Here is a 26,652-nt window from a genome sequence, read left to right on the forward strand (position 1 = left end):
ACCATGGCCTACCTCGCTTTGTTGCCGGTGGGCGCCGCAATGCGCAAGCGGCTCTTCACTCGTTCGGCCAGGAAAGAGACCGCCTTGTACGTCCGGTCGGCTATCATGCCTATCCTCTCCGAAGTAGCTCCTTATGATTTCCGTCCGTAATGTCACGCTGCGCCGCGGCGTGAATGTCGTACTCGATAGCGCGTCCATCACCTTCACCCCCGGCGAAAAGATTGGCCTTGTCGGCCGCAATGGCGCCGGCAAGTCGTCTTTCTTCGGCCTTCTCAACGGCACGCTGCACGAAGACGGCGGCGAGTTCTCGATTCCCGCTGCATGGAAGATGGGCCAGGTCGCGCAGGAGATGCCGGAGACCGAGCAGAGTGCGACCGACTTCGTCATCGAGGGTGACGCCATACTGCTGGCCGCGCAGGCCGAAGTAGCCGCCGCTGAGGCCAGCGACGATGGCATGCGCATGGCGCACGCCTACATGGCCCTGCACGACGCCGGTGCACATGATGCCCCCGCACGTGCCCAGGCGCTGATCCAGGGCCTTGGCTTCAGTGCTGCACAGCTTGGCCAGCCGGTCAACAGTTTCTCCGGCGGCTGGCGCATGCGACTGCAGCTGGCGCGCGCGCTCATGTGCCCGTCGGACCTGCTGTTGCTCGACGAACCGACCAATCACCTCGACCTCGACGCGCTGGTCTGGCTGGAAGCGTGGCTCAAGCGCTATCAAGGAACCCTGATAGTGATCAGCCACGATCGCGAATTCCTCGACGCGGTGACGCAGGTGACGGTGCACGTCGACAACGCCAAGCTGGTGCGTTATGGCGGCAACTACAGCAAGTTCGAAGACATGCGCGCTGAGCAACTGCTGTTGCAGCAGGCCGCCATGGCCAGGCAGGCGGACAAGATCGCCCACCTGCAGAAATTTATCGACCGTTTCAAGGCGAAGGCCTCGAAGGCGAAGCAGGCGCAGAGCCGTGTCAAGGCGCTAGAACGCATGGAGAAGATCGCACCCGTGCTTGCCGACGCGGAGTTCACCTTCGAGTTCAAGGAGCCCCTCAACGTCCCGAACCCGCTGTTGTCGATGCTGGACACGAGCTTCGGCTACCCCGCGCCAGCCGGCGCACCGCCGGGCACGCCGCCGACAGTCATCGTGCGGGGCATCAGCCGATCCGTGCTGGCCGGGCAGCGGATCGGCATTCTCGGTGCCAACGGCCAGGGCAAATCCACCCTGGTGAAGACGGTGGCGCACGCGCTGGCGCCAATTGCCGGCGAAATCAGCGAAGGCAAAGGCCTGAACATCGGCTACTTCGCACAACAGGAACTCGACGTGCTGCGTCCTCTCGACACGCCGATGGAACACATGATCCGACTTGCCAGGGACACGCCAGCGCACCTGCGTGCCCCCGGCCAGAGTGGCACCGAACAATCGCTTCGCACCTTCCTCGGCACCTTCAACTTCAGTGGTGACATGGTCCATCAGGCGGTCGGCACGATGAGCGGCGGCGAAAAGGCGCGGCTCGTGTTGTGCATGATCGTGTGGCAGCGCCCCAACCTGTTGCTGCTCGACGAGCCTACCAACCACCTCGACCTGTCCACACGCGAAGCGCTCGGCATGGCACTCAACGAATTCGAAGGCACAGTGTTGCTGGTCAGTCACGACCGGTCGCTGCTGCGCGCGGTATGTGACGAGTTCTGGCTCGTCACCAAGGGTGGCGTCGAGCCCTTCGACGGCGATCTGGACGATTACCAGCAGTTCCTGCGCGACGAAGCCCGTCGCATGCGCGAGCAGGCTGCCGCGGAGCAGAAGGTCATCGCCTGAGTTACCTCCAGGCGGGCGGCGGGCGTTGCATGCGGGCGACGCGCGGACGTTCGCCAACGTCTTCAGCATTCGTGCGGACAAGCGCGCTCCAATGCAAGATATCGGCCACAAGCAGCCAGTCGATGCCGCGCCACGGATCGTGGACGATCCGCCGATCAACCCGGCCGGCGCTCTGCATCAGGTGACCACCCGTCAGGGACACCTTGGGAGGGCACGTACACGCCTCGGCACGGCGAACATCGGCGACGCGTTCGCGCGAATCGTCGTATGGGTTCTACGAAACGATCCAACATGCACAGGTTCCGATCCACCGGACATCAGTGGCCTCGGCGCAAGATTTAGAACGTGTGAACCTGAACGGCAGAAATAGCGACTACAAACATATCCGCTCCGGTCGTGACAAGGTGCGCGGCGCCCAACATCTCATCAGCGGGGCGGGTGAGATAGCGGACTATGGTCGGTCATACTGCCCGCCCGAAATAGCGACATTACATCGTTGCCCGAAGCGGAAAGCTCTACTTCTGAGCGCCGTTAAAAACGGGGGACTACCGAAGGCCCTCGATCTGCCTTTGTATCTGGCCATCAACGTCGGCGGCATCAACATTGATGCACGCCGGCACAGATGGTCGCTCAGGTATCGAACGGGTGTTTTTTGAGCGGGGGATGAGCGGTATCATCGCGTCCAGCCATGACTCGCAACCCTACTTCGCTATAGCCGCCGCATTGGCCCGCGCCTTATGCAATTTTTTGTAGCTGTCGATCAGCCGGTGGTGCCTGTCGAGACCCTCCAGCTTCATACTCGTTGGCGTTAGCCCAAAGAAGCGCACGCTGCCGTCCACTGTCCCAAGTACCGCGTCCATGCGGGCGTTGCCAAACATTCGACGGAAGTTGACCACGTAGTCGTCCAGTTCAAGGTCGTCATCGAGCATCACCTCCAGGACCACATTCAAGGCCTGGTAAAACAATCCGCGCTCGACCGTGTTGTCGTTGTACTGCAGAAAAGCTCCGACCAGTTCCTGCCCTTCCTCAAATTGCTTCAAGGCGAGATGAATCAACAGTTTCAACTCGAGAACTGTTAGCTGCCCCCAGTCCGTATTCTCGTCAAATTCGATGCCGATCAAAGTGGCAATATCGGAGTGCTCGTCCAGCTCACTGTTCTCCAACCGCTCAAGCAGTGCTGCCAGGGAGGCATCGTCCAGTCGATGCAAGTTCAAAATATCCGCGCGGAACAATAGCGCCTTGTTTGTGTTATCCCAGATCAAATCCTCTACCGGGTAAACTTCCGAATAATCGGGCACCAAAATCCGGCAGGCTACGGCACCCAGTTGGTCATACACCGCCGTGTACACCTCTTTGCCCATGTCTTCGAGAATGCCGAACAAGGTTGCTGCTTCCTCGGCATTGGAGTTTTCACCCTGGCCCGAAAAATCCCACTCAACAAACTCGTAATTCGCTTTGGCGCTGAAAAAGCGCCACGACACCACACCGCTGGAATCAATGAAGTGCTCAACAAAATTGTTTGGTTCAGTCACGGCGTTACTGACAAAGGTGGGCTGAGGTAAATCGTTCAGGCCTTCAAAACTACGCCCCTGCAGTAATTCCGTCAGACTCCGTTCCAGCGCCACCTCGAAGCTTGGGTGCGCGCCGAACGAGGCAAAGACACCGCCTGTGCGCGGGTTCATCAAGGTGACGCACATCACCGGGTAGGTCCCACCCAGCGACGCATCCTTTACCAGCACCGGAAAGCCCTGCTCTTCCAATCCATGAATTCCGGCCAGAATGCCAGGGTATTTCGCCAGCACTTCGTGCGGCACATCAGGCAAAGCGATTTCGCCTTCCAGAATTTCGCGCTTTACCGCCCGTTCGAAAATTTCGGACAGACATTGCACCTGCGCTTCGGCCAGTGTATTACCGGCACTCATGCCATTGCTGACGAACAGGTTCTCGATCAGGTTGGACGGAAAATACACCACTTCGCCGTCCGACTGCCGCACAAACGGCAGCGAACAGATGCCGCGCTCCACATTGCCGGAGTTGGTGTCGTATAGACGCGAGCCATACAACTCGCCATCGGGATTATAAATTTCGAGGCAGTACTCATCCAGAATTTCAGCCGGCAGCACATCCTTAGGGCCAGGCTTGAACCAGCGCTCATTCGGGTAATGCACAAACTCCGCATTGGCGATGTCTTCGCCCCAAAATGCACCGCCATAGAAATGGTTGCAATTCAGTCGCTCGATAAACTCTCCCAACGCTGACGCCAACGCGCTTTCTTTGGTCGCTCCCTTGCCATTGGTAAAACACATCGGCGAGTGCGCATCGCGAATATGAAGCGACCACACATTTGGAACGATATTGCGCCACGAAGCGATCTCTATCTTCATGCCCAAGCCCGCCAGAACGCCCGACATATTGGCGATGGTTTGCTCCAACGGCAAATCCTTGCCCGCAATATAGGTGCTGGCATCAGAAGCCGACTTCAACGTCAGCAACGATTGAGCATCGGCATCCAGGTTTTCTACCTCTTCAATCACAAACTCGGGCCCGGCTTGCACCACTTTTTTCACCGTACAACGGTCGATGAAGCGCAGAATACCTCGGCGGTCCACTTCCGAGATATCCGACGGCAACTCAACCTGAATCTTGAAAATCTGTTGGTACCGGTTTTCCGGATCAACGATATTATTCTGCGACAGACGAATATTTTCGGTAGGAATATTGCGATTTACGCAGTACAACTTCACAAAGTAAGCTGCACACAAAGCCGATGAGGCCAGAAAATAATCGAACGGACCAGGCGCCGAGCCATCGCCCTTATAACGGATAGGCTGGTCGGCCACTACCGTGAAGTCATCGAACTTGGCTTCAAGACGTAGCTTATCGAGAAAATTGACTTTAATTTCCATGGGGAAATTCCAAAAATGTGCTCAAAATGATGTAGCCGCTATTATCCGTCACCAAGTGCAGTTGCTGTTGCAGATCGCGAATGTTGCCAGCGGTGTCCATTGAAGCGCTGACGGTGTCCGTTTTTTCCGCTAGCGTCGCTTTGCCCCCGGAGCACGAACTCACTGCCCGGAACGACTGACAAAGCGCAGCACGATAACACTCTCACCGCCATCAATGCGAACAGTGGTGGAGGCCGCCTAAGAAACATCCAAAGTGCCAAACTGCCTGGCGTTTTTGGTCTGCGCGCTGAGATGTCCGCGGTCCGAGATCAAAAAAATGACCTCCGGTATTTGCGCTTGCTGCCGCCTCAGGCCGATGCGCTAATCGCGCCCCTCGACAGCCGCACTAGCCAAATTCGAAGACACGCCGAACGCTACCAAAATCAACGGACATCCTGTCGCTCATTCCTAACTGCAACGCTAAGGGTGACAGAATTGTCAATCTGGCCTCCTGGCCTTACCTCGCACGGGACACCCGTTCTCGCCACAAACGGTGAACTATTAGCAGAAACGGTTGACAGCAATACCTTGCGGCGATGATATGCAACGCTCGGACTCGCTAGCAGTCACAGCAGGACCCGCGGATCGGGACCGATCCAGATCGTTGGTCCCGGTTCGAACGGCTGCTTTGGAGAAATTCGGTCGACTGCTGTGGGTCGCGCTCTGCCGGATGGCAGTTCGGCAAGAGTCGGCCATGTGCGGTCGGTCGACGTCGCCGTCGAAATTGCTGAAAATTGCTGACTTGAACCGACAGAGGACAGATTACCCATGAGCTTAAACTCACAGCGCGTACGAGAGATGGTTCGTGCTGCGGCGTATCGCGAGGCATATTTGATCGGCCGCAAGGCGTTGGAAGAGTCTGCGTGTGACGACGAAGTGATTGCTGCGCTACGCGATTTGACGACGCAGCTAAGGTCAAATTGCATGGACCTTGCGGCACGGAAGATGGACGTCGGTCCCGAGTATGACGCTCTTGAAAATCTGCTGAGAGAAGCGAACAGATTGATTGGCGAAGACTTGTACGGGCGCGAAATTGCCTCACCACCAAGTCAGGAACGGTAGCGTGTGCCGAGGCCCTCAATCGTGCCCACGTCCCCGAAGGGAGGGCGGTGTCCATTCCATCTGGGTCGTGCGCCGCCGATCAAGCATAGGCGCCAGGCTGCCAACAGCGGTCATTGTGCCAAGCTTTTAAGATGGAGCCTGACTTTGCGGCTTTGTGCCGCTGCGTGACGGGTCTGATAGCGAAGCCTGAAATCGTTGACCCTAGCGCAAACGGCGCACGCTGCACGCGGCTATCGCGCTGAACTTGAGCCTGTCATGGCAACACCGCGGTGTCACGCAGACGATTAGTCAACCTGGCACCAACGACCAGAATCTGGGCACACAATGGCCCGTGCGCCGTTCAGCCAGACTTCCTCTGCGTCCAGTTGCAACGAGGTTGAAGGCGCGATGTCGAAGGCAACCTTGAGGGCGTGCCCAACATGGGCATCTTCGATGGGAAGCTCCCAGGTCAGAAATATTTGGATGCAATCCTGGTCCGGCGCGAAGTCGGCCACGTTAAAACCGCTGCTGCTGCGTTGAATGACGCCATGAGGCTGACCAGTATCGAATATCACAGCCGTTCCCCGGGTTAGGGGAATGCGATGGCCCGTAGAGGGAAAATGCAAGTCCAGACCCCTGTCCTCGCTCAGGAAGAGATTGCAAAAGGCCGCACCGCCATATTGCGCACCGTCATGGTGGTACTTCGCGCCGCGGCAGGCCATGAGGGCTACGTCACTGGAGGCGAGCACCTTAGGCAGTCCAAGCGCGCACGTCCAATCGGACACTGCCTGCACACAGCGCGTGTAGTCCGGCCAGCGCGCCTGCGCTCGCGCCAAAGGCATTGCCTCGACGTCCCCGGGCTCCAGGACCAGGCGCGACGATGTCTCTCTTTCCCAATCTGCGAGCAGGCGCGCAGGGGGCACGGGCACGTCAACCGAGCCTGATAGCACGATGTCACTCACGCGTCGACTGCGGATGATGTCGCCACTCCAGAAAAAGGAAGTCAGCATGTCTCGCACTCGATGCTGTTAAGGTGGGGTGAATCTGGACCATTGTAACGATTTCAGGCGACCAATTCGGCCAATGCCGACGTTGGAGAGTACTGGGTTCTAGGTCGGCAGTGGGACAGATTGCCGACGGTGGCGGCATCGAGCGGCCGGGCGGCAGCTTCCTGCATCAGCGAACTCACACTCCCGTAAAGGCTTGTTCGACGCCTGCCCTTGTCTGCTGTTGCGTGCGCGCACGACGACGCATGCGGGCAGGCGTTGGACAAGGCTCGAGGGAGGAAACCGCGGAGTGGACCGACGCGGCCGGAACCGTGAGCGGCTATGGGGATTGAAGGAAGCTCACCGGCTGCCTTTTCAGGGGATGCTGAGGCGAACCCGGGTCGGGATGATGTCGAAGGGTGGCTTCGAAGCTGTCGCCCGCCATGTTGTGACGATGCCGCGAGTAGCGGCAAGGTCCGCCTGGAGCGGCAGGCGCGAGTATCTCCTGTTGGCGCTCGTTGCCGAAGAGCCGACAGTCGGATTGAACATCCTGGTCATTTACGCTCATGCGCTGCCTCGCAATGTCGGCGGCGCGCGAATCGGGTGGGTGCGCAGGACGATCTCGATGATGATCATCGGCGCGCCGCAGTGTCTGCAGATAAAGGTCGGCGCCCGGGTATGCGCGGACGCGTCATCGCTGGCGTCAATGACTGCTGGAGCGTGCAGCAACGCACGTAGGGTCGCCAGGTTGTGCCGCCGCACCGGATTGGCAAGCAGCCCATAGTGACGGATGCGGTGGAAGCCACTAGGCAGCACGTGCAGCAGGAATCGACGCATGAACTCGCCGGCTTCGAGCGTCATGGTCTTGTAGCGGGTGTGCCCCCTGGCGCGGTAATCCTTCCAGCGGAAGGTCACGCCCCGCGCGTCGAGCGCGATGAGGCGCTGGTTGGAGATGGCCACGCGATGCGTATAGCGTGACAGATAGGCGAGGACCGCCCCTGGTCCCGCGAACGGGCGCTTTGCATACACCACCCACTCACACGTGCGCAGCGGCGCGAGCCACCGGGCGAAGACGGCCCGATCGGTGAGCGCGGCATACTCGCCGAAGAAGCGCAACTGGCCGCGGCGATGCAAGGCCGCGAGTTCCTCCAGGAAACGGCGCCGGAACAAGCGCGAGAGCACGCGCACCGGCAGGAAGAAGCCGGGTCGGCACGCGACCCACCGCTCGCCGTCAGGTGACAGGCCTCCGCCAGGAACGATGCCGTGCACGTGGGGGTGATGCGTCAGTGCCGAGCCCCACGTATGCAGCACCAGCGTCGCGCCGATCTGCGCGCCCAGATGCTTCGGATCGGCGGCGATGGTGCGCAGGGTTTCGGCCGCGACATCGAACAGCAGCGCATAGATCACCGCCTTGTTGTACCAGGCGATCGCGCTGATCGCAGCGGGCAAGGTGAAGACCACGTGGTAGTACTCGACGGGCAGCAGGTCGGCCTGACGTGCCTCGAGCCACCGGCGCGCGGCGCTCGCCTGGCACTTCGGGCAATGGCGGTTACGGCACAGGAGTTGTAGGCGACTTCGATCTGTTTGCAGCCGGAACAGCGCAACACATGTCCGCCCAGCGCCGCACTGCGGCACTGTTCGATTGCCGACATGACCTTCAGCTGTCCCTGGCTCAGCTGTACGGTCTGTCACCACGCCGGCCCATGCGCGCGGAAGACGTCCGCGACTTCGGGCATGGAAGTGCTCCGCGCGCTAGGTGTGGTGCAGGTTCTCCAGCGGACTGATGACTTCGCGCAGCAGGTCGGTGGCGACCTGGGCATAGGGCGCTGTCGTCTCCAGCTTCCTGTGCCCCAGCAGGACCTGGATCACACGGATATCGACCTTCTGTTCGAGCAGGTGGGTTGCAAAGCTGTGGCGCAGCGTATGCATGGACGCGCGCTTGTCGATCTGGGCCGCCTCGGCCGCGGCATGGATGGCGCGGTTCAGCTGCCGCGTGCTCAGCGGATCCACCGGATCGAGGCCCGGAAACAACCACCCGCCGTCGGGCATCCTGCCCTGCGCGTGAGCCACGCGCCACCAGACGCGCAGGCGCTCGAGCAGCACCGGCGAGAGCATCGCGTAGCGGTCCTTGCGGCCCTTGCCCTGCTCGATGCGCAGCGTCATGCGCTGGCTGTCGATGTCGCCGATCTTCAGCGCGACGACTTCACTGGTACGCAGGCCGGCGCCGTAGGCGACCGACAGCGCAGTCTGGTGCTTCAGGTTGCCGGTGGCAGCGATCAGTCGGCCCACTTCGTCCGGGCTGAGCACGACTGGCAGCGTGCGGGGCACACGCACCGGCTGCATCCGGGCCATCAGGTCGGGCTCATGGAGCGTGAGGAGCGTGATCCCGAAGGAGAACTTCAGTCCGGTGATCGCGGCGTTCAGCGAAACGGGTGACGTGCCGTGATCGACCAGATGCAACTGGTAGCGCCGCAGGTCCTCGACGGTGGCCGTGTCGGGCGCGCGCCCGAGAAACCGGGTGAACTCGCGCACGATGCGCAGGTAGTTGGCCTGGGTCTTCGGTGCGAGTTGGCGCATGCGCATGTCGTCGATCATGCGCTGGCGCAGCGCACTGGCAGTCTGGAGGGCGTGAGTCATGACTCTGCTCCCGTTGAGTGACGAGGCGGATTGCCTCGCCCGTCAACATGAAAACAGAGTCGGTTTCCTCAGCATTACCACTACCACGGGCCGGAGCCCCTTACCGCGCGAGCGGTTTCGTTCAACGACCCCGAGCCGTCATTCGGGTCACCATGTTAGCAACGACCGCTTTTCAATTCCGAACGGACATTCGTTCGCATCACGTCTGCCGATACAGGCGCTCGGGGTCGGTGGGTCGTTAGCGGCTATGATGCATTCGCTCAGAATCACTAACTGAATCTCGATCAGATCCCTGCATGCGTTTGGCGATGCGCGTGGCCGCTGTGACTTTGTCGTGACGCGCCACTATTTGAACTTGACGAGATCCTTGAATATCAGTTGACCCCAGCTATATCCTCGCGCGTGCACAAGCAGTCCACCTTCCGAAAGCCCGCCGAGGTTGATTGGCGCGAAACCGAGTTTTTCCGAAAGCGCACCAACCTCCGCTGCGGCGCCGTCATCGTCGCTCGCCAGGAACACGACTCTCCTGCCACCGTGTATGGCCGGGTCCTGGTCAAGGACGGCAGCGACCAAATGGTTGAAGCCTTTCACCAGCATGGCTCCGGTGAACGCCTTCGCGACGAAAACTGAGGACGGGAGACCGTCCAGTTCCTCAAGCGGGGCTGACGTGTTCATCGCGTCGATGATGGTCTTTCCTTTCCAGTTCGGCAGCGCTTTCGCGACCTCCGGGTGCGACTCGAAACGGACAGCTAAAAAGATGGTGTCTGCCTTGAGGGCTTCAGTCAGGGTTTTGGGAATGATTCCGGGTCCGATCGCAGCGGCATCGGACGCAAAGCTTTCCGGGTCCCGCGTGGTTGCAACTGATACTTCGATACCGCTGCGGGCAAACGCCTTGGCAAGCGCGTAGCCGATCTTCCCGAAGCCGATGATTGCGTAGCTCATATGTTCTCCTTTGGTTTTGCGGCGCGGTCAGAGCTTGTAGCCGCCGCTCGCTTCAATCGTCTGACCGGTCAACCAGTGGCCGTCATCGGAGGCCAGAAACGCCACGACGGCGGCGATTTCCGAAGGCTCGCCAAAGCGTCCCAGCGCGATTTCGGCCTCGACCGCCTTTACGAGTTCGGGGTTCTCCCGGATGGCGGCGTTCACGTCCGTTCGCGTGTAGCCCGGCGCTACGGCGTTCGCGGTAATTCCGCGCGGCCCCAACTCGGACGCGAGCGCATGGGTCAGGTTGTTGATGGCCGCTTTGGCCATCGAATAGACTGGCGCGGCTGTTACGGGCTTCGTGGCGGCAGCGGATGAGATGTTGATGATGCGTCCGCCATCTGTGAGACGATCCAGAGCGGCCTGGACGATGAAGAAGGGCGCGCGGGCGTAGACCGCGATCAGGGTGTCCCAACTCTCCGGCGTCGCGTCCTTGAAGCCAACCCAGCCGGAATTGCCGGCGTTGTTAACCAGAATATCGAGAGCTTTGCTTCCCTTCCGCTTGGTGAACTCGTCATCGAGTCTCTCAAACAAGACCGGGACTGTCGCCGGGTCAACGAGGTCCGCGTGGATCGCGAACGCAGTGCCTCCCGCTTTCTCGATGGCCGCGACCGCTTCGTCTGCGCCGGATTTGCTGGCGTTGTAGGTCAGCGCGACCGTCGCGCCATCCTTTGCAAGACGTTCGGCGATGGCGCGGCCAATGCCCCGCGATGCCCCGGTAACGAGAGCGGTTTTTCCTTTAAGGGATCGTTCCATTTTATTTTCCTCAGTGGGTGTGCGCATAACCGGATCACTGGAGTGACCGGCCGGGCGTGGCCCGTCAGATTTGCGCCAGACCGCCGTCAACAGCGACCTCGCTGGCGGTCATGAAGCTGCTGTCCTGCGACGCGAGGAAGGCGGCCACCGCCCCGATCTCCGCCGGATCGGCCATGCGCTGGAGCGGAGTCATCGAGCCGAAGGCCTTCACGCCTTCCTCGCCCAGCGCTTCCTTCGCGAGTTCGGTCGCCGTCGGCCCGGGCGACAGCACATTTACCCGGATGCCGGTGCCCTTCAGATCCTCCGCCCAGGTCCGCGCGAGGTTGCGCACTGCCGCCTTGCTCGCGCTGTAGGCGCTGAATGCCGGGGCGCCCGTGGCGCCGGCGCTCGATCCGGTCAGGATGATCGAACCGCCCGCACCCATCAGCGGCAGCGCCTTCTGGACCGTGAAGATCGAACCCTTTACGTTGGTGTCGAAGATTTCGTCAATGTGCTCGGATGTGATCTTGCCGAGCGGAAGCTGGCTTCCCGCCCCGGCATTGGCGAAGACGATGTCGAGGGTTCCGCGCTCGGCCTTCACCGCCGCGTAGAGTCGGTCGAGGTCGGCCAGATTGGAGACGGAGCCTTTCACCGCGCGGGCATTAGGCCCGAGGTCGGCCAAAGCCGCATCGAGTGCTTCCTGCCGACGGCCGAAGATGAAGACGAACGCGCCTTCCTCGATGAAGCGCTTTGCCGCGGCAAGGCCGATGCCGGTAGCACCGCCGGTGACCACGGCGGTCTTTCCATTCAGTCTGTTCATTTCACGTGCTCTTTCATTGGAGTTGCGTGGAAGCTGGAGAAATGCCATATAGCGCTGTATGATATGGATCACCGATCCACATAAACACTATATGGGTCACTGATCCACTTGTCAACATCCCTATGCGAGCCGACGCTCAAAAAAATCGCCGCCAGATCCTCACAGTCGCGCGTGACGTCATCACCGAGCATGGTGCCGACGCATCGATGCGAGATATTGCTCGCCGGGCTGGCGTCGGGTTGGCCACACTGCTTCGTCATTTCCCGACACGAGAAGCCCTATTCGAAGCGTTGCTGTGTACCCATCTGGATGCACTGACGCAGAAGGCAGCCGAGCTCGAAACGTCGACTTCGGCTGACGAAGCACTTCTCATCTGGTTTCGGGAATTGGTGGTATTCACCCAAAGCTACAGGGGCGTTGTCGCCATGATGGCGGCAGCCCACACGAACCCGGATTCCGCGCTTTATGCTTCGTGCGCAGCGGTGCACTCAGCAGGCGCGCGCCTACTGCTCCGTGCTCAGGGCGAGGGAACGGCGCGCGCCGATATGAATGGGGACGACCTGTTCGCCCTGATAACGGCCCTCGGCTGGGCGGTCGACCAACCCTCATTCGCGCCACGAGCGGATCATCTCGTTCACCTCATTACGAGCACCATCCTGACACGTCGGCCTGGCAACGATGCCAGGAAGGCAACGCGGCGAATCAAATTGCCGACGGATACTTCCTGCCAGGGAAGCCTTGGGGATTCGAACTAGATGGCGGAAAGCTGGCTGGAGCCGACACTCGAATGGCCATTAGTGCACTTGAGCGATCGGCCGCTGTTGGCCGAACTGAGACCGTCGAGGCGGCCGCGTTGCTAGCGGCGCATGACTTCTACGACGCGAACGCACTTCGCATGACGGATAGCATTGCCGTCGCCTGCTCGGGCGTGATGCCACCATCGGTCGGCCACCTGTAGTAGGTGTGCTTATCAAACGCAGATGCAGATATGGGCGATCCCCACAAGAAAGACAATACAATGCAGTGGGAATGAGCAGCCATCGAAACCGCAGCGACTATGCGGTTCGTGTTGTGAATGCGCATGGCGCTCACCATAGGTGCCGGAGCGCTGCCCGAATATCCACAAGCAAGGCGGAGATCATCCTCAGCGCGGGGTTGATGCGGCGGCAGCATGGCGGGCCGATACGTAATTAGGCGTCACTTGGCGTGCTACCAAGGCCCAAATGGGTACCTAGATGGGTAGCAGCTTCCTTCTTTGACGCGATTTATGGACGGAAAGCCTTTCTGGATAAGGCTAGAAAGGTTTACATCAACACAATGTCGTACTGCTCCTGACTCAAATTCGACTCCACCTGCAACGACACCGGCTTGCCGATGAAATCGATCAGCATCGCCAGATGCTGCGACTCTTCCTCGAGAAACAGATCGATCACCTGCTGCGAAGCGACCACGCGAAACTCGCGCGGATTGAACTGCCGCGACTCGCGCAAAATCTCCCGCAACACGTCATAGCACACCGTGCGCGCAGTCTTCACTTGCCCCTTGCCTTGGCAAATCGGGCAAGGCTCGCACAGCACATGCGCGAGCGACTCACGCGTACGCTTGCGCGTCATCTCGACGAGCCCGAGTTGCGAGAAACCATTGACGGTCACCCGCGTGCGATCGCGCGACAACGCCTTCTTCAATTCGCCTAGCACCTGGTCGCGATGCTCGACGTTTTCCATATCGATGAAATCGATGATGATCACGCCGCCAAGATTCCTTAGCCGCAGTTGCCGCGCGATGGTATGCGCGGCTTCGAGGTTGGTCTTGAAGATCGTGTCGTCGAAGTTGCGCGCGCCGACGTAGCCGCCGGTGTTCACATCGATCGTCGTCATCGCCTCGGTCTGGTCGATCACGAGGTAGCCGCCCGACTTCAGATCCACGCGACGCGATAGCGCGCGCTGAATCTCGGCCTCGATGTTGTACAGATCGAACAGCGGCCGCTCGCCGGTGTAGTGGTGCAGCTTCGACGATACCGCCGGTGTGAACTCGGCCGCGAAATCGGCGAGCATCTGATGCGTCTCGCGCGAATCGACCTGGATGCGCGACGTTTCATCGTTGACGAAATCACGCAGCACGCGCTGCGCGAGATTCAGATCCTGGTAGAGCAGGCTGGTGGGCGGCATGCGCTGCCCCTGCGACAGAATCGTCGCCCACGTCTTGCGCAGATACGCGACGTCGGCTGCGAGCTCTTCGCTCGTCGCATCCTCGGCGATCGTGCGCACGATGTAGCCGCCTTTCTCGTCGGCGGGCAGCACGGCGGTCAGACGCGCACGCACGGCCTCGCGCTCGGCTTCGCTTTCGATTTTCTGCGAGATGCCGATGTGCGGCTCCTGCGGCAGATACACGAGCGTGCGCCCGGCGATGCTCACTTGCGTGGACAGCCGCGCGCCCTTGGTGCCGATCGGGTCCTTGACGACCTGCACCATCAGCGTCTGACCTTCGAAGACGATCTTTTCGATCGGCTGATGCGGTGTTTGATGTTGCGCTTCGCCGGCGATGCGCGGATGCCAGATGTCGGCGACATGAAGAAACGCGGCGCGTTCGAGGCCGATGTCGATGAACGCCGATTGCATGCCGGGCAGCACGCGCACGACCTTGCCGAGATAGACATTGCCGACGCGGCCGCGCGACAGCGTTCGTTCGACATGAAGTTCCTGGACGGCGCCCTGTTGAACGAGCGCGACGCGCGTTTCCTGCGGCGTGACATTGATCAGGATTTCTTCATTCATGGTGTTGTTCTAGAAGTCGATGCGCGCTGCACGCAGGAGGGCAGCGGTTTCAAAAAGCGGCAAACCCATAATACCCGAATAGGACCCGTCTATATGCTCGATAAACTCCGCCGCGCGTCCCTGCACGCCATACGCCCCCGCCTTGCCGAGCGGCTCACCGCTCGCCGCGTAGCGACGCAACGCGTCTGCGTGCACTGCAGCAAAACGCACCTTCGAGACCGACAACGCCGCGGGCAGCAGCGCGCCGTTGGCATCGATCACGGCGAGCGCGGTCAGCACTTCGTGCGTGCGGCCCGCGAGACGTGTGAGCATGGCGACCGCATCGTCGGCATCGATGGGCTTGCCGAGAATCGCGTCGTCGATCGTGATGGTGGTGTCGGCGACGAGTATCGGCCGCACCTCGTGACCGCCGTCGAGGAGCCGCGCGCGGGCCGCCTGCGCCTTCGCGATGCACACGCGCTGCACGTAGTCGCGCGCGTGTTCGCCGGGCCGTTCGGCTTCGAGCGCTTCGGCGTCTTCATCGGGGCGCGGCAGCAGCAATTCGAAACGCACGCCGAGCTGTTGCAGCAGCTCCTGGCGGCGCGGACTTTGCGAGGCGAGGTAGACGAACGGATGCAGCGAAGCGGAGGGCCTTGGCATGAACGGGTCTCGATGGAGCGGGCAACGGATGGCGCGGGGTGGTGAACGCGGGTGGGCGTGGAAGAGTGAGCGGGGCGAGGTTGACCCGGTGATCCGATCGATGCGCTGCATCCACTAGCGGCATCGATGCACGGCGCGTCGGGCGCATCATCGCATGAAGCAGCCGCAATACGCTCAAGCGTATGGAGCTGAGCGCCCGCGACGCGTCAGCAGCAACGAATCGTTGCCAGGCGTCGCCGCGCGAGGCTCCAGCACCTACGCGCGATGATACGGATGATTTTGCGTGATGGTCCACGCGCGATAAAGCTGTTCGGCCAGCAGCACGCGCACCATCGCGTGCGGCAGCGTGAGGCTCGACACGCGCAGCATCATATCGGCGCGCGCCTTCAGCTCGGGATCGAGCCCGTCCGCGCCGCCGATCAGAAAGGCCACGTCGCGGCCGTCTTGCTGCCAGCCCGGCAACGCGCCCGCGAGCTGCATCGTGGTCCAGTCCTTGCCGCGTTCGTCGAGCGCGACGATGCGTGCGTTCTTCGGCAACGCGGCTTCGATCTTCTGCCGTTCGGCGGCCATCACGCTTTCGGCCGAACGGCCCGACGAGCGCTGCTCCGGTTTGATCTCGCGCAGTTCGATGCGCAACTCCGGCGGCATGCGTTTCGCGTATTCGTCGAAGCCGGTCGCGATCCAGTCCGGCATCTTGTGGCCGACGGCGAGGATATGCAGTTTCATCGCGAGGACAGTAGCGCTGTGCCCGACACGGCCCGCTTACTTGCGGCGCGCCGTGGTCTTGCGCGCGGGCTTCGCGGCCGGCGCTTCCTCGTCTTCCTCGTCGTCGGGCTCGCTTGCGCGCGCGCCGCCGAACGGATTCGGCGTCGACAGCTTGATGCGCACCGGCTTGTCGCCCCAGATTTCCTCGAGGTTGTAGTACTGGCGCAGCGCCGGCTGCAGGATGTGCACGATCGCGTCGCCGCAATCGACCAGCACCCATTCGCCGATATCCTCGCCCTCGGTGCTGATGATCTCGCCGCCCGCTTCCTTCACGCCTTCGCGCACGCTCGACGCGAGCGCCTTGGTTTGCCGGTTCGACGTGCCGCTCGCGACGATCACGCGATCGAACAGCGAGGTCAGGTGGCTGGTGTTGAACACTTTGATGTCTTGCGCCTTGACGTCTTCGAGAGCGTCGACGATTACGCGTTGCAGTTTGCGAATATCCATGGAGTTACCGGTGGTACAGATGATGTTGAAGAATATAGTCCCACACCGCGGCGGGGACGTGACTCGCGGCCCGATCCTGGCTTGTGCCGCCCGCACCCGCGTGGGCGAGCCGCTGGTTGACCTGCTCGCGCAGATGCGCGCGAATGTCGGTGGCCGATACGTTGAACGCGAGCGTCGTGTCGATCAGCAGATGGCCGCAGGGTGTGGCCTGCAGCACGTCGGCGCGCGCACGGCGCGCGGCGATTTCCTTGGCGACCGCAGGGGCGACCGACGCGAGGTCGAAGCCGGGCCGCGTGGCCGCGCCGATATGCGCGAGCTCGAACAGGCGCCGCCAGTCGCGCCATGTGTCGAGATGCACCAGTTGATCTGCGCCGATCAGCAGCGTGATCGATGCGTCGTCGCCTTCGCGCTCGCGCCAGCATTGCAGCGTCTCGACCGTGTAGGTCGCGCCATCGTGCTCGATTTCGTCGGTCGCGACGCGTACCGTCACGCCGGGGATCGCGAGCGACGCGGCCGCCGCGCGCGTCATCGCGAGCCGATGTTCGGCGGGCGACACGTCGGCTTTCTGCCACGGCTGGCCGGCCGGCAGCAGCACCAGTTCGGTCAGCCGCAGCACGTCGGCGAACCGCCGCGCAAGCGCGAGGTGGCCGTCGTGGATCGGATCGAATGTGCCGCCCAGCAGACCGATCCGGCGAGGCAGGGCGACAGGGTGAGCGTTCGGCTTCAGGTGAGGGTCCTTTGTCGTGACCGTAAGCGAGACAGGTGGCGCGTCATACCCACTCGCGCGGCACGAGGAAATCGCTGTACAAACGCGCTTCCGGCGTGCCCGGCTCGGGGTGCCAGTCGTAGCGCCAGTTCGCCACGGGCGGCATCGACATCAGGATCGATTCGGTGCGTCCGCCGCTCTGCAGCCCAAACAGTGTGCCACGGTCGAAGACCAGATTGAACTCGACGTAGCGGCCGCGCCGGTAAGCCTGGAACGCGCGCTCGGCTTCGCCGTACGGCGTGTCGCGGCGCCGCTCGATGATCGGCAGGTACGCCTCGAGAAAGCCTTCGCCGACGCTTTTGAGCATCGCGAACGATTGCTCGAAGCCCGGCGCCGAGAAATCGTCGAAGAAAATCCCGCCGATGCCGCGCGGCTCGTTGCGGTGCTTCAGGAAGAAGTACTCGTCGCACCAGCGCTTGAAGCGCGGGTACAGATCCGCGCCATACGGCGCGAGCGCGTCGCGGCAGACCTGATGGAACTGCCGGGCGTCCTCTTCGTAGCCGTAGTAGGGCGTCAGGTCCATGCCGCCGCCGAACCAGAACACCGGTTCTTCGCCTTCCCTCGTCGCGACGAGCAGGCGCACGTTCATGTGCACGGTCGGGCAGTGCGGATTGTGCGGATGCAGCACGAGCGACACGCCCATCGCCTCGAAGCCGCGCCCGGCCAGTTGCGGCCGCGCGGCGCTTGCCGAGCCCGGCAGCGCGTCGCCCGCGACGTCCGAGAAGCCGATGCCCGCGCGCTCGAAGAACTGGCCGCCTTCGAGAATCCGCGTGACGCCGCCGCCGCGCAGCTTCTCGCCGGGCGCGCGCTGCCACGCGTCGGTAGCGAACGCGGAGCCGTCGAAGGCGCCGAGCGTGTCCGCGATATGCGATTGCAGGCTTTGCAGCCAGCTGCGCACGGCTTGTGCGTCGTAGCTCGAATTGCTCATGAATGCAGGTGCTGGGGCGGCACGCTCGTCGTGCCACGGGTTCTTCGAAAGAAAGCGATGGCCGCGTTGGCGCCGGGTGTCTGCGAACTTGGACCGCTGGTTCGGATTGCCTGGTTGCCGGAGGCGAACATCAGAGGCGGCTTGCCGCTTCAGTCGATTCGCGGGCTCCGGGCCCGTCTGCCGCGACGAGCGGGACAGATTCAGTGTAGCGCGCGTCGTGTAACGTGCCCGCACTGCGGCGCCTGTGGCACCGGCAGTGCGCCGCCCGCACGGCGTCCAGCGCTAGCGAAGCTTACTTGCCGTCGTGCTTGCGGTTGAGCGCGCGATAGCCGATGTCGCGGCGGTACTGCATGCCGTCGAACGCGATCTGGTTGATCGTGTGGTACGCGGCCGCCTGCGCGGTGCGCACCGAATCCGCGAGCCCGACGACGCACAGCACGCGCCCGCCCGAGGTGGTCAGCTTGCCGTCCGTCAGCGTGGTGCCGGCGTGGAACGTGACCGAATCCGCGGTTTCGGCGGGAATGCCGTTGATGCGGTCGCCCTTCCTCGGCGTGTCCGGGTAGTTGTGCGCGGCGAGCACGACACCGAGCGCGGTGCGGCGGTCCCATTCGAGCTCGACGGTGTCGAGCGTGCCGGCGATCGCGTGTTCCACTACCTTCGAATAGTCGCCTTTCAGACGCGCCATGATCGGCTGCGTTTCGGGGTCGCCCATCCGGCAGTTGAATTCGAGCGTCTTCGGGTTGCCTTGCGCGTCGATCATCAGGCCCGCGTACAGGAAGCCGGTGTAGCGGATACCTTCCTTCTCCATGCCGCGCACGGTCGGCAGGATGATTTCGCGCATCACGCGCGCATGCAGTTGCGGCGTGACGATCGGCGCGGGCGAGTAGGCGCCCATGCCGCCCGTGTTCGGGCCCTGGTCGCCGTCGAGCAGACGCTTGTGATCCTGGCTCGACGCGAGCGCGAGCACGTGCTTGCCGTCCACCATCACGATGAAGCTCGCTTCCTCGCCGGCGAGGAACTCCTCGATTACGACGCGCGCGCCGGCGTCGCCGAGCTTGTTGTCCGACAGCATCATGTCGACCGCGGCGTGCGCTTCTTGCAGCGTTTGCGCGACCACCACGCCTTTGCCGGCGGCGAGGCCGTCGGCCTTGATCACGATCGGCGCGCCCTTGGCGTCCAGATACGCGTGCGCGGCGGCGACGTCGGCGAAGGTTTCGTACTCGGCCGTCGGGATGCCGTGGCGCTTCATGAACGCTTTGGCGAAATCTTTCGAGCTTTCGAGCTGGGCGGCCTCTTTGGTCGGCCCGAAGATCTTCAGACCGCGCGAGCGGAACAGGTTGACGATGCCTGCCGCGAGCGGCGCTTCCGGCCCGACCAGCGTGAACGCGATCTGTTCTTTTTCGACGAAATCAGCGAGCGCGGCCGGCTCGGTGATGTCGAGGTTGAGCAGACGCTCATCCTGAGCGGTGCCGCCGTTGCCCGGCGCGACGTAGACGAGCTGGACCCGCGGCGATTGCGCGAGCTTCCATGCCAGCGCATGTTCGCGACCGCCGGAACCGACGACGAGTAACTTCATGTGAATCCCCGAGACTTGAAAACCATAAACGGCCGAGCGGTGTGCTCAGCCGTGCAATAAACCATCAACAGCAAGGGCAAACGATGCCAGAGCCCGGCGCGCCATCACTCGCCGGCGATCGACGCGTTTGTATAGACTTCCTGCACGTCGTCCAGATTTTCCAGCGCGTCGAGCAGCTTCTGCATTTTCACGGCATCGTCGCCGGTGAATTCGACTTCGGTCTGCGGCTTCATCGTGACTTCGGCCAGTTCGGCCTTGAAGCCCGCCGTTTCGAGTGCAGCCTTCACTTTCGAAAAATCGTTCGGCGGGCACAGCACCTCGATACTGCCGTCCTCGTTCGTCACGACGTCGTCGGCGCCCGCTTCGAGCGCGGCTTCCATCAGCGCGTCTTCGGCGGTGCCGGGAGCGAACAGGAACTGGCCGACGTGATCGAACATGAACGACACCGAGCCGTCGGTGCCCATGTTGCCGCCGTTCTTCGAGAACGCGTGGCGCACTTCCGCGACCGTGCGGGTGCGGTTGTCGGTCATCGTGTCGACGATCACCGCCGCGCCGCCGATGCCATAGCCTTCGTAGCGGATTTCCTCGTAGTTCGCGCCGTCCGCGCCGCCGACACCGCGCTGGATCGCGCGGTTGATGTTGTCTTTCGGCATGTTGGCGTCGTACGCCTTGTCGACCGCGAGCCGCAGACGCGGGTTCGAGTCGATTTCGCCGCCGCCCAGACGGGCCGCAACCTGGATTTCCTTGATGAGCCGCGTCCAGACCTTGCCGCGCTTGGCATCGGCCGCTGCTTTCTTATGCTTGATGTTGGCCCATTTCGAATGACCCGCCATACTTTTCTCCGTCGCGCGCGCCAGCGGGGCGCACGCATAGTGCAATTGTCGTTGCGATGTCGGGCGCCTCGCGTGTTGCGCCTCGATGTCAATCCGTCAGGTGAAAGGCTGCCGGCCGCTCGTGCTTGTCGCTCGTGTTGGCCCGTCGAGGCGGCCACCTGTGCCGCCGATCTCAGCCTGGCCGTTCCCGCGCGTCGTTCCGCGCTTGCCCGCCGGTGGGCGTTCGTGCCGGTTCGTGCATGATCGGCCGGCCAGGCGCAGCCGCAGGGCGGCAGCGCGGTGGAGCGGGGCAGCTTGCGCGGCCAGGCGCCGCATGACCTGATGCGAAAGCGCGGGGCGCCAGTCGAAATTGCAGGCGGTGGTGCGAGTGATCGTGCGGGTCGAGGCGCTCCGTCGAGCGGATTCGAATTTTATCATGCCGCGAGGGTGCGGCAGAGGGGGCCGCGCCGCGAAACCGGCCGCAAATGCCATGAAATCGACGCGAAAATGAATGGAGGCGGTGCGGATGTGTCGCCGGGAGGGCCGGATGCGGGCGAAAGCGGGGCCGGTTCCGGGGCGGCGGCATCGCCAGGCCACCCCCGCTGGCCCCCGGCGCGTCAGTTCTTCGTACCGAACAACCGGTCGCCCGCGTCGCCCAGGCCCGGCACGATGTACGCATGCTCGTTCAGATGCGAATCGAGCGACGCGATGAACAGCTTGACGTCCGGGTGCGCGTCCTGGAACACCTGCACGCCCTCGGGCGCGGCGACGAGCGCGAGGAACATGATGTTCTCGGCCGCCACGTTGCGGCGCTTGAGCACATCGACCGCGTGCACGGCCGAGTAGCCGGTCGCGACCATCGGATCGCAGAGGATGAACACGCGGTCTTCGAGGTCCGGCAGCCGCACCAGGTATTCGACCGGCCGATGATCCTCCGCGCGATACACGCCGATATGGCCGACGCGCGCCGACGGCACCAGCTCGAGCAGGCCGTCCGACATGCCGACGCCCGCGCGCAGCACCGGCACGATCGCGAGCTTCTTGCCGGCGATCACCGGCGCGTCGATCTCGACGAGCGGCGTGGTGATGCGGCGCGTGGTCATTGGCAGGTTGCGGGTGATTTCGTAGCCCATCAGCAGCGTGATTTCGCGCAGCAGTTCGCGGAACGTGCGGGTCGACGTGTCCCGGTCGCGCATGTGCGACAGCTTGTGCTGGATCAGCGGGTGATCGAGGATGAAGAGATTGGGGAAACGGCTGTCCTGGGTCATGGCGGGCTCGCGCGCGGCGGCAAGGTGGATCGGTTCGGCGCGCTCATCCGTTGGCTCAGTCCGCGCTCGAAGGTCGGGACGCACGGTGGAAAAGCGCGCCACCGCGCGAGTTTACCGAAAGAGTACCGCCCGGCGATACCTGAGATTGTAGCGACGCGGCACAGTCCGGCACCGATTCTTCTAGAATCTGGGGAAACTTCGCCACGAGGGCATACACATGGACATGGGAATCGCAGGACGCCGCGCGCTGGTTTGCGCGGCGAGCAAAGGTCTGGGACGCGGCTGCGCGGAAGCGCTCGCCGCCGAGGGCGTCGACCTGACGATCGTCGCGCGCACCGCCGAAACGCTCGAAGCGACCGCCGAGGCGATCCGCAAGCAGAGCGGCGTCGAGGTGAAGACCGTCGCATGCGACATCACCACGCCTGAAGGGCGCGCGGCCGCGCTCGCGGCCTGCCCGCAGCCGGACATTCTCGTCAACAACGCGGGCGGTCCGCCGCCGGGCGATTTCCGCAACTTCACGCACGAGGACTGGATCCGCGCGCTCGAAGCCAACATGCTGACGCCGATCGAGCTGATCCGTCAGACCATCGACACGATGAGCGCGCGCGGCTTCGGGCGCATCGTCAACATCACGAGCTCAGCGGTGAAGGCGCCGATCGACGTGCTCGGTCTGTCGAACGGCGCGCGCTCCGGCCTGACCGGTTTCGTCGCGGGGCTCGCGCGCAAGGTCGCGCCGACCGGCGTGACGATCAACAACCTGCTGCCGGGCCTGTTCGACACCGACCGTATCGCGGTCACGTTCGAGGCGCAGGCGAAGACGCACAACATTTCGATCGACGAAGCGCGCAAGCAGCGCATGAAGACGATCCCCGCCGGCCGCTTCGGTAATCGCGAAGAATTCGGCCGCGCCTGCGCGTTCCTGTGCAGCACGCACGCGGGTTACATCACCGGGCAGAACTGGTTGATCGACGGCGGCGCCTATCCCGGTACGTACTGAGCTGGTACGTACTGAGCAGGTACGTACCGAGCCGCCGCGCGCGAACGACAACCGTAACATCACAACAACGATAGTCACAAGGGTTTGAGGAGTCTCACGTCATGAGCACCCGCATAGCGCTGATCGCGCACGATCACAAGAAGGACGACATCGTCAAACTGGCCGGCGAATACGTCGACACGCTCGCGCGCTGCGAGATCGTCGCAACCGGCACGACCGGCGGACGCATCAGCGACGCGCACGGCCTGACGGTCGAGCGCATGCTGTCGGGCCCGCACGGCGGCGACCTGCAGATCGGCGCGCAACTCGCCGAAGGGCGCGTCGACATGGTGATTTTCCTGCGCGACCCGATGACGCCGCAGCCGCACGAGCCGGACATCAACGCGCTAGTGCGCGCGTGCGACGTGCACAACATTCCGTGCGCGACGAACATTTCGACCGCCCGCATGGTGCTCGACGTGCTGACGCTGCGCCTGTCCGGCGAGGCGTGAGCGCGCGCGTCGCCGCACCCACATCCATACAGATGACAGATGAAGGAGACGTGATGGTCAAGGCAATCCGTTTCGACAAAACCGGCGGCCCCGAAGTCATGAAATGGGTCGACGTCGAGGTGGGCGAGCCCGGCGCGGGGGAGATCCGCATTCGCCAGACGGCGGTCGGCCTCAATTACATCGACGTGTATTTCCGCACCGGTCTGTATCCGCTGCCGCTGCCGGGCGGGCTCGGCATGGAAGCGGCCGGCGAGGTCAGCGCGGTGGGCTCGGGCGTGACCGGTCTGAAGGTCGGCGATCGCGTCGCGTATGTCGCGCGGCCGCCCGGCGCGTATGCGCAGGAGCGCGTGCTGCAGGCCGCGCTGGTCGTCAAGCTGCCCGATGCGATCAGCGACGAGCAGGCCGCGTCGGTGATGCTGCAAGGCTTGACTGCGCAATATCTGCTGCGCCGCACGTATCGCGTGAAGGCCGGTGACACGATCCTCATTCAGGCCGCAGCGGGCGGCGTCGGCCTGCTCGTGTGCCAGTGGGCGAAGGCGCTCGGCGCGACGGTGATCGGCACGGTCGGTTCCGACGAGAAAGCCGAGATCGCGAAAGCGCACGGCTGCGATCACGCGATCGTCTATACGCGCGAGAACTTCACGAAGCGCGTACGCGAGATCACCAACGGCGCGGGCGTGCCGGTCGTCTACGATTCGATCGGCAAGGACACCTTCGAAAAATCGCTCGACTGTCTCGCGCCGCTCGGCCTGTTCGTGAGCTTCGGCAACGCGTCGGGTCCGCTGCCGCCGATCGATTCGTCGGAATTCGCGGGACGCGGCTCGCTGTTCTTTACACGACCGACGCTCTTCACCTATATGGCGAAACGCAGCGACTACGAGACGATGTCCGCCGAGCTGTTCGACGTGCTGAGCTCGGGCAAGGTCAAGACCAGCATCAATCAGCGCTATGCGCTGCCGGACGTCGGGCAGGCACATGCGGACCTCGAAGGGCGCCGCACGACGGGGTCGACGATCCTGCTGCCGTAAAGAAGTGGCAGCGCGGCCTCGGGCTGCGCTGCACGTCATCCATCAGGGCCGTTTCATCGCGAGATGAAACGGCCTTGTCCGTTTACGCGATTTTTACGCGTACCCCGCGATCTTTGACCAGCCCTTTAGGCCGATCGGCATACCGTTCTATCCATCCAAAGTCCGTGAATGGAGAACGAGAATGGATGTGCTGTATGTCGGGGGCCTGGCGCTGTTTGCCTTGCTGACCTTTGGGCTGATTGGCGGCTGCGAGAAGCTGATGCAGTTGCGCCGCGGACAAGGAGCGCGCTGATGACCTGGATGCTGTGGCTGGCCGGCGCGTCCACCGCGCTGCTGTTCGTATATCTCGTGTATGCGCTGCTGCGCGCGGAGGACATTGAATGAACACGAACGATGTCCTGCAGGCGAGTCTTTTTATCGTCGTGCTACTGGCCGCGGCGGTGCCGATGGCGAGCTATCTCGGCGCCGTGATGGACGGCAGTTCGCGCGTGGTGCGCTTCGGCGCGCCGCTCGAACGGCTGCTTTACCGTATCGCGGGCGTCGATCCAGCGGCGGAGATGGGCTGGAAGCACTACGCGGTCGCCACGCTCGCGTTCAACGTGCTCGGCGCGGCGTTCCTGTACGTGCTGCTGCGCGTGCAAGGGTGGCTGCCCGGCAATCCGCAGCAGTTCGGCGCGATGTCGGTCGACAGCGCCTTCAACACCGCGGTCAGCTTCGTGACCAACACCAACTGGCAGGACTACACGCCCGAGCAGACCGTCGGCTATCTGACGCAGATGCTCGGCCTGACCGTGCAGAACTTCCTGTCGGCGGCGACCGGCATCGTCGTCGTGTTCGCGTTGATGCGCGGCTTCGCGCGTCATACCGCGCAGACGATCGGCAACTTCTGGGTCGACATCACGCGCGTGACGATGTACGTCCTGCTGCCGATGGCGGCGATCATCGCCGCACTGCTGATGAGTCAGGGCGTGATCCAGAACTTCAAGGCATATCAGGAGGTGCCGACGCTGCAGACCACCACCTACGCCGCGCCGAAGCTCGACGCGCAAGGCAATCCGGTGAAGGACGCGAAGGGCGATCCGGTGATGCTCGACACGCCCGTGAAGACGCAGACCATCGCGATGGGCCCGGTCGCGTCGCAGGAAGCGATCAAGATGCTCGGCACCAACGGCGGCGGCTTCTTCAACGGCAACTCCGCGCATCCGTACGAAAACCCGACGCCGTTCTCGAACTTCGTGCAGATCATCTCGATCCTGATCATCCCGGCGGCGCTCGCGCTCGTGTTCGGCCGCGTGATCGGCGACCGGCGGCAGGGCGTCGCGGTGCTCGCGGCGATGACGATCGCGTTCGGCGCTTGCGTGTTCGGCGAGATCAGCGCCGAGCAGAGCGGCAATCCCGCGTTCACGGCGCTCAACATCGACCAGTCGGCGAACGCGCTGCAGGCGGGCGGCAATGCGGAGGGCAAGGAAACGCGCTTCGGCATCGCGCAGTCGGGCATCTTCACGGTCGCGACGACGGCGGCTTCGTGCGGCGCGGTCGACAACATGCACGATTCGTTGACGCCGCTCGGCGGCCTGTATCCGATGCTGCTGATCCAGCTCGGCGAAGTGATCTTCGGCGGTGTCGGTTCCGGCATGTACGGGATGCTCGTGTTCGCGCTGCTCGCGGTGTTCGTCGCGGGACTGATGATCGGGCGTACTCCTGAATATGTCGGCAAGAAGATCGAGGCCTACGAGATGAAGATGGTGTCGATCGTCGTGCTGCTCACGCCGCTGCTCGTGCTGGTGGGTACCTCGATCGCGGTGCTCAGCGCGGCGGGCAAGGCCGGCATCGCAAACCCCGGCGCACACGGCTTCTCCGAGATCCTCTATGCGTTCAGCTCGGCAGCGAACAACAACGGTAGCGCGTTCGCGGGTCTCACGGTGAATACGCCGTTCTACAACTGGCTCACCGCGATCGCGATGTGGTTCGGCCGCTTCGGCACGATCGTGCCGGTGCTCGCGATCGCCGGTTCGCTCGCCGCGAAGAAGCGCATCGCCGTCACCGGCGGCACGCTGCCGACGCACGGACCGCTGTTCGTCGTGCTGCTGCTCGGCACGGTGCTGCTGGTCGGCGCGCTGACCTATGTCCCGGCGCTCGCGCTCGGTCCCGGCGTCGAGCAACTGATGATGATCGGCGCGCACTGACCCACGGCAGTGACCCA

The 26,652-nt window shown here is 63.0% G+C and carries 26 protein-coding genes and 1 pseudogene; 11 read left to right on the top strand and 16 right to left on the bottom strand.

The window, feature by feature from the left end:
* Positions 1-133 precede the first annotated feature (133 nt).
* Complete coding sequence (locus OKW40_RS21715) at positions 134-1,813, top strand: ABC-F family ATP-binding cassette domain-containing protein (RefSeq protein ID WP_429491443.1); 1,680 nt, start codon at positions 134-136, stop codon at positions 1,811-1,813.
* Positions 1,814-2,160: 347 nt separating this feature from the next.
* Positions 2,161-2,469 (top strand): hypothetical protein, encoded by a 309-nt coding sequence (locus OKW40_RS21720; protein WP_429491445.1) that lies wholly within the window; start codon positions 2,161-2,163, stop codon positions 2,467-2,469.
* A 45-nt stretch (positions 2,470-2,514) separates the two neighbouring features.
* Here OKW40_RS21720 and OKW40_RS21725 read toward each other — a convergent pair whose 3' ends face one another.
* Positions 2,515-4,719 carry an OsmC domain/YcaO domain-containing protein gene (locus tag OKW40_RS21725; protein WP_429491447.1) on the bottom strand — a complete coding sequence of 735 codons (2,205 nt, stop codon included), beginning with the start codon at positions 4,717-4,719 and terminating at the stop codon, positions 2,515-2,517.
* Positions 4,720-5,526: 807 nt separating this feature from the next.
* Between OKW40_RS21725 and OKW40_RS21730 the strand changes: the two genes are divergently transcribed.
* Positions 5,527-5,820 (top strand): hypothetical protein, encoded by a 294-nt coding sequence (locus tag OKW40_RS21730; protein ID WP_429491449.1) that lies wholly within the window; start codon positions 5,527-5,529, stop codon positions 5,818-5,820.
* Between the two features lie 284 nt (positions 5,821-6,104).
* Here the strand turns inward: OKW40_RS21730 and OKW40_RS21735 are convergent, their stop codons facing one another.
* The 6 genes and pseudogenes from OKW40_RS21735 to OKW40_RS21760 form a co-directional block, all read right to left on the bottom strand.
* Positions 6,105-6,809, bottom strand: coding sequence for a hypothetical protein (locus OKW40_RS21735; protein ID WP_090812300.1), 705 nt, complete (start codon positions 6,807-6,809; stop codon positions 6,105-6,107).
* 540 nt (positions 6,810-7,349) lie between these two features.
* Positions 7,350-8,461 (bottom strand): annotated as a pseudogene (locus OKW40_RS21740) (IS91 family transposase).
* A 76-nt stretch (positions 8,462-8,537) separates the two neighbouring features.
* Positions 8,538-9,422 (bottom strand): tyrosine-type recombinase/integrase, encoded by an 885-nt coding sequence (locus OKW40_RS21745; RefSeq protein ID WP_429491450.1) that lies wholly within the window; start codon positions 9,420-9,422, stop codon positions 8,538-8,540.
* Positions 9,423-9,767: 345 nt separating this feature from the next.
* Entirely contained in the window at positions 9,768-10,364 is a 597-nt protein-coding gene (locus tag OKW40_RS21750; RefSeq protein WP_429491452.1) for an NADPH-dependent F420 reductase, read from the bottom strand.
* 27 nt (positions 10,365-10,391) lie between these two features.
* Positions 10,392-11,159 carry an SDR family NAD(P)-dependent oxidoreductase gene (locus tag OKW40_RS21755; RefSeq protein ID WP_429491454.1) on the bottom strand — a complete coding sequence of 256 codons (768 nt, stop codon included), beginning with the start codon at positions 11,157-11,159 and terminating at the stop codon, positions 10,392-10,394.
* A 64-nt stretch (positions 11,160-11,223) separates the two neighbouring features.
* Positions 11,224-11,958 (bottom strand): SDR family NAD(P)-dependent oxidoreductase, encoded by a 735-nt coding sequence (locus OKW40_RS21760; RefSeq protein ID WP_429491456.1) that lies wholly within the window; start codon positions 11,956-11,958, stop codon positions 11,224-11,226.
* A gap of 122 nt (positions 11,959-12,080) precedes the next feature.
* On the opposite strand from OKW40_RS21760, the gene OKW40_RS21765 reads away from it, so the two are divergent.
* On the top strand, positions 12,081-12,713 hold the full coding sequence (locus OKW40_RS21765; RefSeq protein ID WP_429491458.1) for a TetR/AcrR family transcriptional regulator: 633 nt from the start codon (positions 12,081-12,083) through the stop codon (positions 12,711-12,713).
* A gap of 32 nt (positions 12,714-12,745) precedes the next feature.
* On the top strand, positions 12,746-12,916 hold the full coding sequence (locus OKW40_RS21770; protein WP_429491459.1) for a hypothetical protein: 171 nt from the start codon (positions 12,746-12,748) through the stop codon (positions 12,914-12,916).
* 346 nt (positions 12,917-13,262) lie between these two features.
* Here OKW40_RS21770 and rng read toward each other — a convergent pair whose 3' ends face one another.
* From rng to upp, 9 genes are all read right to left on the bottom strand, one after another.
* The gene (gene rng, locus OKW40_RS21775; protein ID WP_184059381.1) at positions 13,263-14,732 is read right to left on the bottom strand and encodes a ribonuclease G; all 1,470 of its coding nucleotides are present in this window, start codon (positions 14,730-14,732) and stop codon (positions 13,263-13,265) included.
* 9 nt (positions 14,733-14,741) lie between these two features.
* Positions 14,742-15,371 (bottom strand): Maf family protein, encoded by a 630-nt coding sequence (locus OKW40_RS21780; RefSeq protein ID WP_429491461.1) that lies wholly within the window; start codon positions 15,369-15,371, stop codon positions 14,742-14,744.
* Between the two features lie 255 nt (positions 15,372-15,626).
* A complete protein-coding gene (gene rlmH / locus OKW40_RS21785; protein WP_008919684.1) occupies positions 15,627-16,097 on the bottom strand; it encodes a 23S rRNA (pseudouridine(1915)-N(3))-methyltransferase RlmH in 471 nt (156 codons plus the stop codon).
* Positions 16,098-16,133: 36 nt separating this feature from the next.
* Entirely contained in the window at positions 16,134-16,583 is a 450-nt protein-coding gene (gene rsfS / locus OKW40_RS21790) for a ribosome silencing factor (protein ID WP_018419969.1), read from the bottom strand.
* A gap of 4 nt (positions 16,584-16,587) precedes the next feature.
* Entirely contained in the window at positions 16,588-17,310 is a 723-nt protein-coding gene (locus OKW40_RS21795; RefSeq protein WP_221307877.1) for a nicotinate-nucleotide adenylyltransferase, read from the bottom strand.
* A gap of 43 nt (positions 17,311-17,353) precedes the next feature.
* Complete coding sequence (gene hemF / locus OKW40_RS21800) at positions 17,354-18,277, bottom strand: oxygen-dependent coproporphyrinogen oxidase (protein WP_429491463.1); 924 nt, start codon at positions 18,275-18,277, stop codon at positions 17,354-17,356.
* A gap of 292 nt (positions 18,278-18,569) precedes the next feature.
* On the bottom strand, positions 18,570-19,853 hold the full coding sequence (gene purD / locus OKW40_RS21805) for a phosphoribosylamine--glycine ligase (protein WP_184059377.1): 1,284 nt from the start codon (positions 19,851-19,853) through the stop codon (positions 18,570-18,572).
* A 104-nt stretch (positions 19,854-19,957) separates the two neighbouring features.
* On the bottom strand, positions 19,958-20,686 hold the full coding sequence (locus tag OKW40_RS21810; RefSeq protein ID WP_018419973.1) for a YebC/PmpR family DNA-binding transcriptional regulator: 729 nt from the start codon (positions 20,684-20,686) through the stop codon (positions 19,958-19,960).
* A gap of 596 nt (positions 20,687-21,282) precedes the next feature.
* The gene (gene upp, locus OKW40_RS21815) at positions 21,283-21,933 is read right to left on the bottom strand and encodes a uracil phosphoribosyltransferase (RefSeq protein WP_026225693.1); all 651 of its coding nucleotides are present in this window, start codon (positions 21,931-21,933) and stop codon (positions 21,283-21,285) included.
* Positions 21,934-22,150: 217 nt separating this feature from the next.
* Here upp and OKW40_RS21820 point away from each other — a divergent pair, with 217 nt between their 5' ends.
* The 6 genes from OKW40_RS21820 (at position 22,151) to kdpA (ending at position 26,635) form a co-directional block, all read left to right on the top strand.
* Complete coding sequence (locus OKW40_RS21820) at positions 22,151-22,930, top strand: SDR family oxidoreductase (RefSeq protein WP_090803723.1); 780 nt, start codon at positions 22,151-22,153, stop codon at positions 22,928-22,930.
* 101 nt (positions 22,931-23,031) lie between these two features.
* Complete coding sequence (locus tag OKW40_RS21825; RefSeq protein WP_013088898.1) at positions 23,032-23,421, top strand: methylglyoxal synthase; 390 nt, start codon at positions 23,032-23,034, stop codon at positions 23,419-23,421.
* 53 nt (positions 23,422-23,474) lie between these two features.
* Positions 23,475-24,449: a quinone oxidoreductase family protein gene (locus OKW40_RS21830; RefSeq protein ID WP_429491465.1), complete on the top strand. Its 975-nt coding sequence runs from the start codon at positions 23,475-23,477 to the stop codon at positions 24,447-24,449.
* A 181-nt stretch (positions 24,450-24,630) separates the two neighbouring features.
* Entirely contained in the window at positions 24,631-24,741 is a 111-nt protein-coding gene (locus tag OKW40_RS21835; RefSeq protein ID WP_018419977.1) for a hypothetical protein, read from the top strand.
* Complete coding sequence (kdpF, locus tag OKW40_RS21840; RefSeq protein WP_013088901.1) at positions 24,741-24,833, top strand: K(+)-transporting ATPase subunit F; 93 nt, start codon at positions 24,741-24,743, stop codon at positions 24,831-24,833. The genes OKW40_RS21835 and kdpF overlap by 1 nt, the downstream gene beginning before the upstream one ends.
* A complete protein-coding gene (gene kdpA / locus OKW40_RS21845) occupies positions 24,830-26,635 on the top strand; it encodes a potassium-transporting ATPase subunit KdpA (protein ID WP_429491467.1) in 1,806 nt (601 codons plus the stop codon). The genes kdpF and kdpA overlap by 4 nt, the downstream gene beginning before the upstream one ends.
* The last annotated feature ends 17 nt before the right edge of the window (positions 26,636-26,652 follow it).

Source organism: Paraburkholderia sp. RAU6.4a (assembly GCF_050435625.1).
Lineage (GTDB): Bacteria > Pseudomonadota > Gammaproteobacteria > Burkholderiales > Burkholderiaceae > Paraburkholderia > Paraburkholderia tuberum.

Coding starts and splice junctions, on each gene's coding strand:
- OKW40_RS21715 (WP_429491443.1), top strand. CDS start 134: ATGATTTCCGTCCGTAATGTCACGCTGCGCCGCGGCGTGAATGTCGTA.
- OKW40_RS21725 (WP_429491447.1), bottom strand. CDS start 4,719: ATGGAAATTAAAGTCAATTTTCTCGATAAGCTACGTCTTGAAGCCAAG.
- OKW40_RS21730 (WP_429491449.1), top strand. CDS start 5,527: ATGAGCTTAAACTCACAGCGCGTACGAGAGATGGTTCGTGCTGCGGCG.
- OKW40_RS21735 (WP_090812300.1), bottom strand. CDS start 6,809: ATGCTGACTTCCTTTTTCTGGAGTGGCGACATCATCCGCAGTCGACGC.
- OKW40_RS21745 (WP_429491450.1), bottom strand. CDS start 9,422: ATGACTCACGCCCTCCAGACTGCCAGTGCGCTGCGCCAGCGCATGATC.
- OKW40_RS21750 (WP_429491452.1), bottom strand. CDS start 10,364: ATGAGCTACGCAATCATCGGCTTCGGGAAGATCGGCTACGCGCTTGCC.
- OKW40_RS21755 (WP_429491454.1), bottom strand. CDS start 11,159: ATGGAACGATCCCTTAAAGGAAAAACCGCTCTCGTTACCGGGGCATCG.
- OKW40_RS21760 (WP_429491456.1), bottom strand. CDS start 11,958: ATGAACAGACTGAATGGAAAGACCGCCGTGGTCACCGGCGGTGCTACC.
- OKW40_RS21765 (WP_429491458.1), top strand. CDS start 12,081: ATGCGAGCCGACGCTCAAAAAAATCGCCGCCAGATCCTCACAGTCGCG.
- OKW40_RS21770 (WP_429491459.1), top strand. CDS start 12,746: ATGGCCATTAGTGCACTTGAGCGATCGGCCGCTGTTGGCCGAACTGAG.
- rng (WP_184059381.1), bottom strand. CDS start 14,732: ATGAATGAAGAAATCCTGATCAATGTCACGCCGCAGGAAACGCGCGTC.
- OKW40_RS21780 (WP_429491461.1), bottom strand. CDS start 15,371: ATGCCAAGGCCCTCCGCTTCGCTGCATCCGTTCGTCTACCTCGCCTCG.
- rlmH (WP_008919684.1), bottom strand. CDS start 16,097: ATGAAACTGCATATCCTCGCCGTCGGCCACAAGATGCCGGACTGGATC.
- rsfS (WP_018419969.1), bottom strand. CDS start 16,583: ATGGATATTCGCAAACTGCAACGCGTAATCGTCGACGCTCTCGAAGAC.
- hemF (WP_429491463.1), bottom strand. CDS start 18,277: ATGAGCAATTCGAGCTACGACGCACAAGCCGTGCGCAGCTGGCTGCAA.
- purD (WP_184059377.1), bottom strand. CDS start 19,853: ATGAAGTTACTCGTCGTCGGTTCCGGCGGTCGCGAACATGCGCTGGCA.
- OKW40_RS21810 (WP_018419973.1), bottom strand. CDS start 20,686: ATGGCGGGTCATTCGAAATGGGCCAACATCAAGCATAAGAAAGCAGCG.
- upp (WP_026225693.1), bottom strand. CDS start 21,933: ATGACCCAGGACAGCCGTTTCCCCAATCTCTTCATCCTCGATCACCCG.
- OKW40_RS21820 (WP_090803723.1), top strand. CDS start 22,151: ATGGACATGGGAATCGCAGGACGCCGCGCGCTGGTTTGCGCGGCGAGC.
- OKW40_RS21825 (WP_013088898.1), top strand. CDS start 23,032: ATGAGCACCCGCATAGCGCTGATCGCGCACGATCACAAGAAGGACGAC.
- OKW40_RS21830 (WP_429491465.1), top strand. CDS start 23,475: ATGGTCAAGGCAATCCGTTTCGACAAAACCGGCGGCCCCGAAGTCATG.
- OKW40_RS21835 (WP_018419977.1), top strand. CDS start 24,631: ATGGATGTGCTGTATGTCGGGGGCCTGGCGCTGTTTGCCTTGCTGACC.
- kdpF (WP_013088901.1), top strand. CDS start 24,741: ATGACCTGGATGCTGTGGCTGGCCGGCGCGTCCACCGCGCTGCTGTTC.
- kdpA (WP_429491467.1), top strand. CDS start 24,830: ATGAACACGAACGATGTCCTGCAGGCGAGTCTTTTTATCGTCGTGCTA.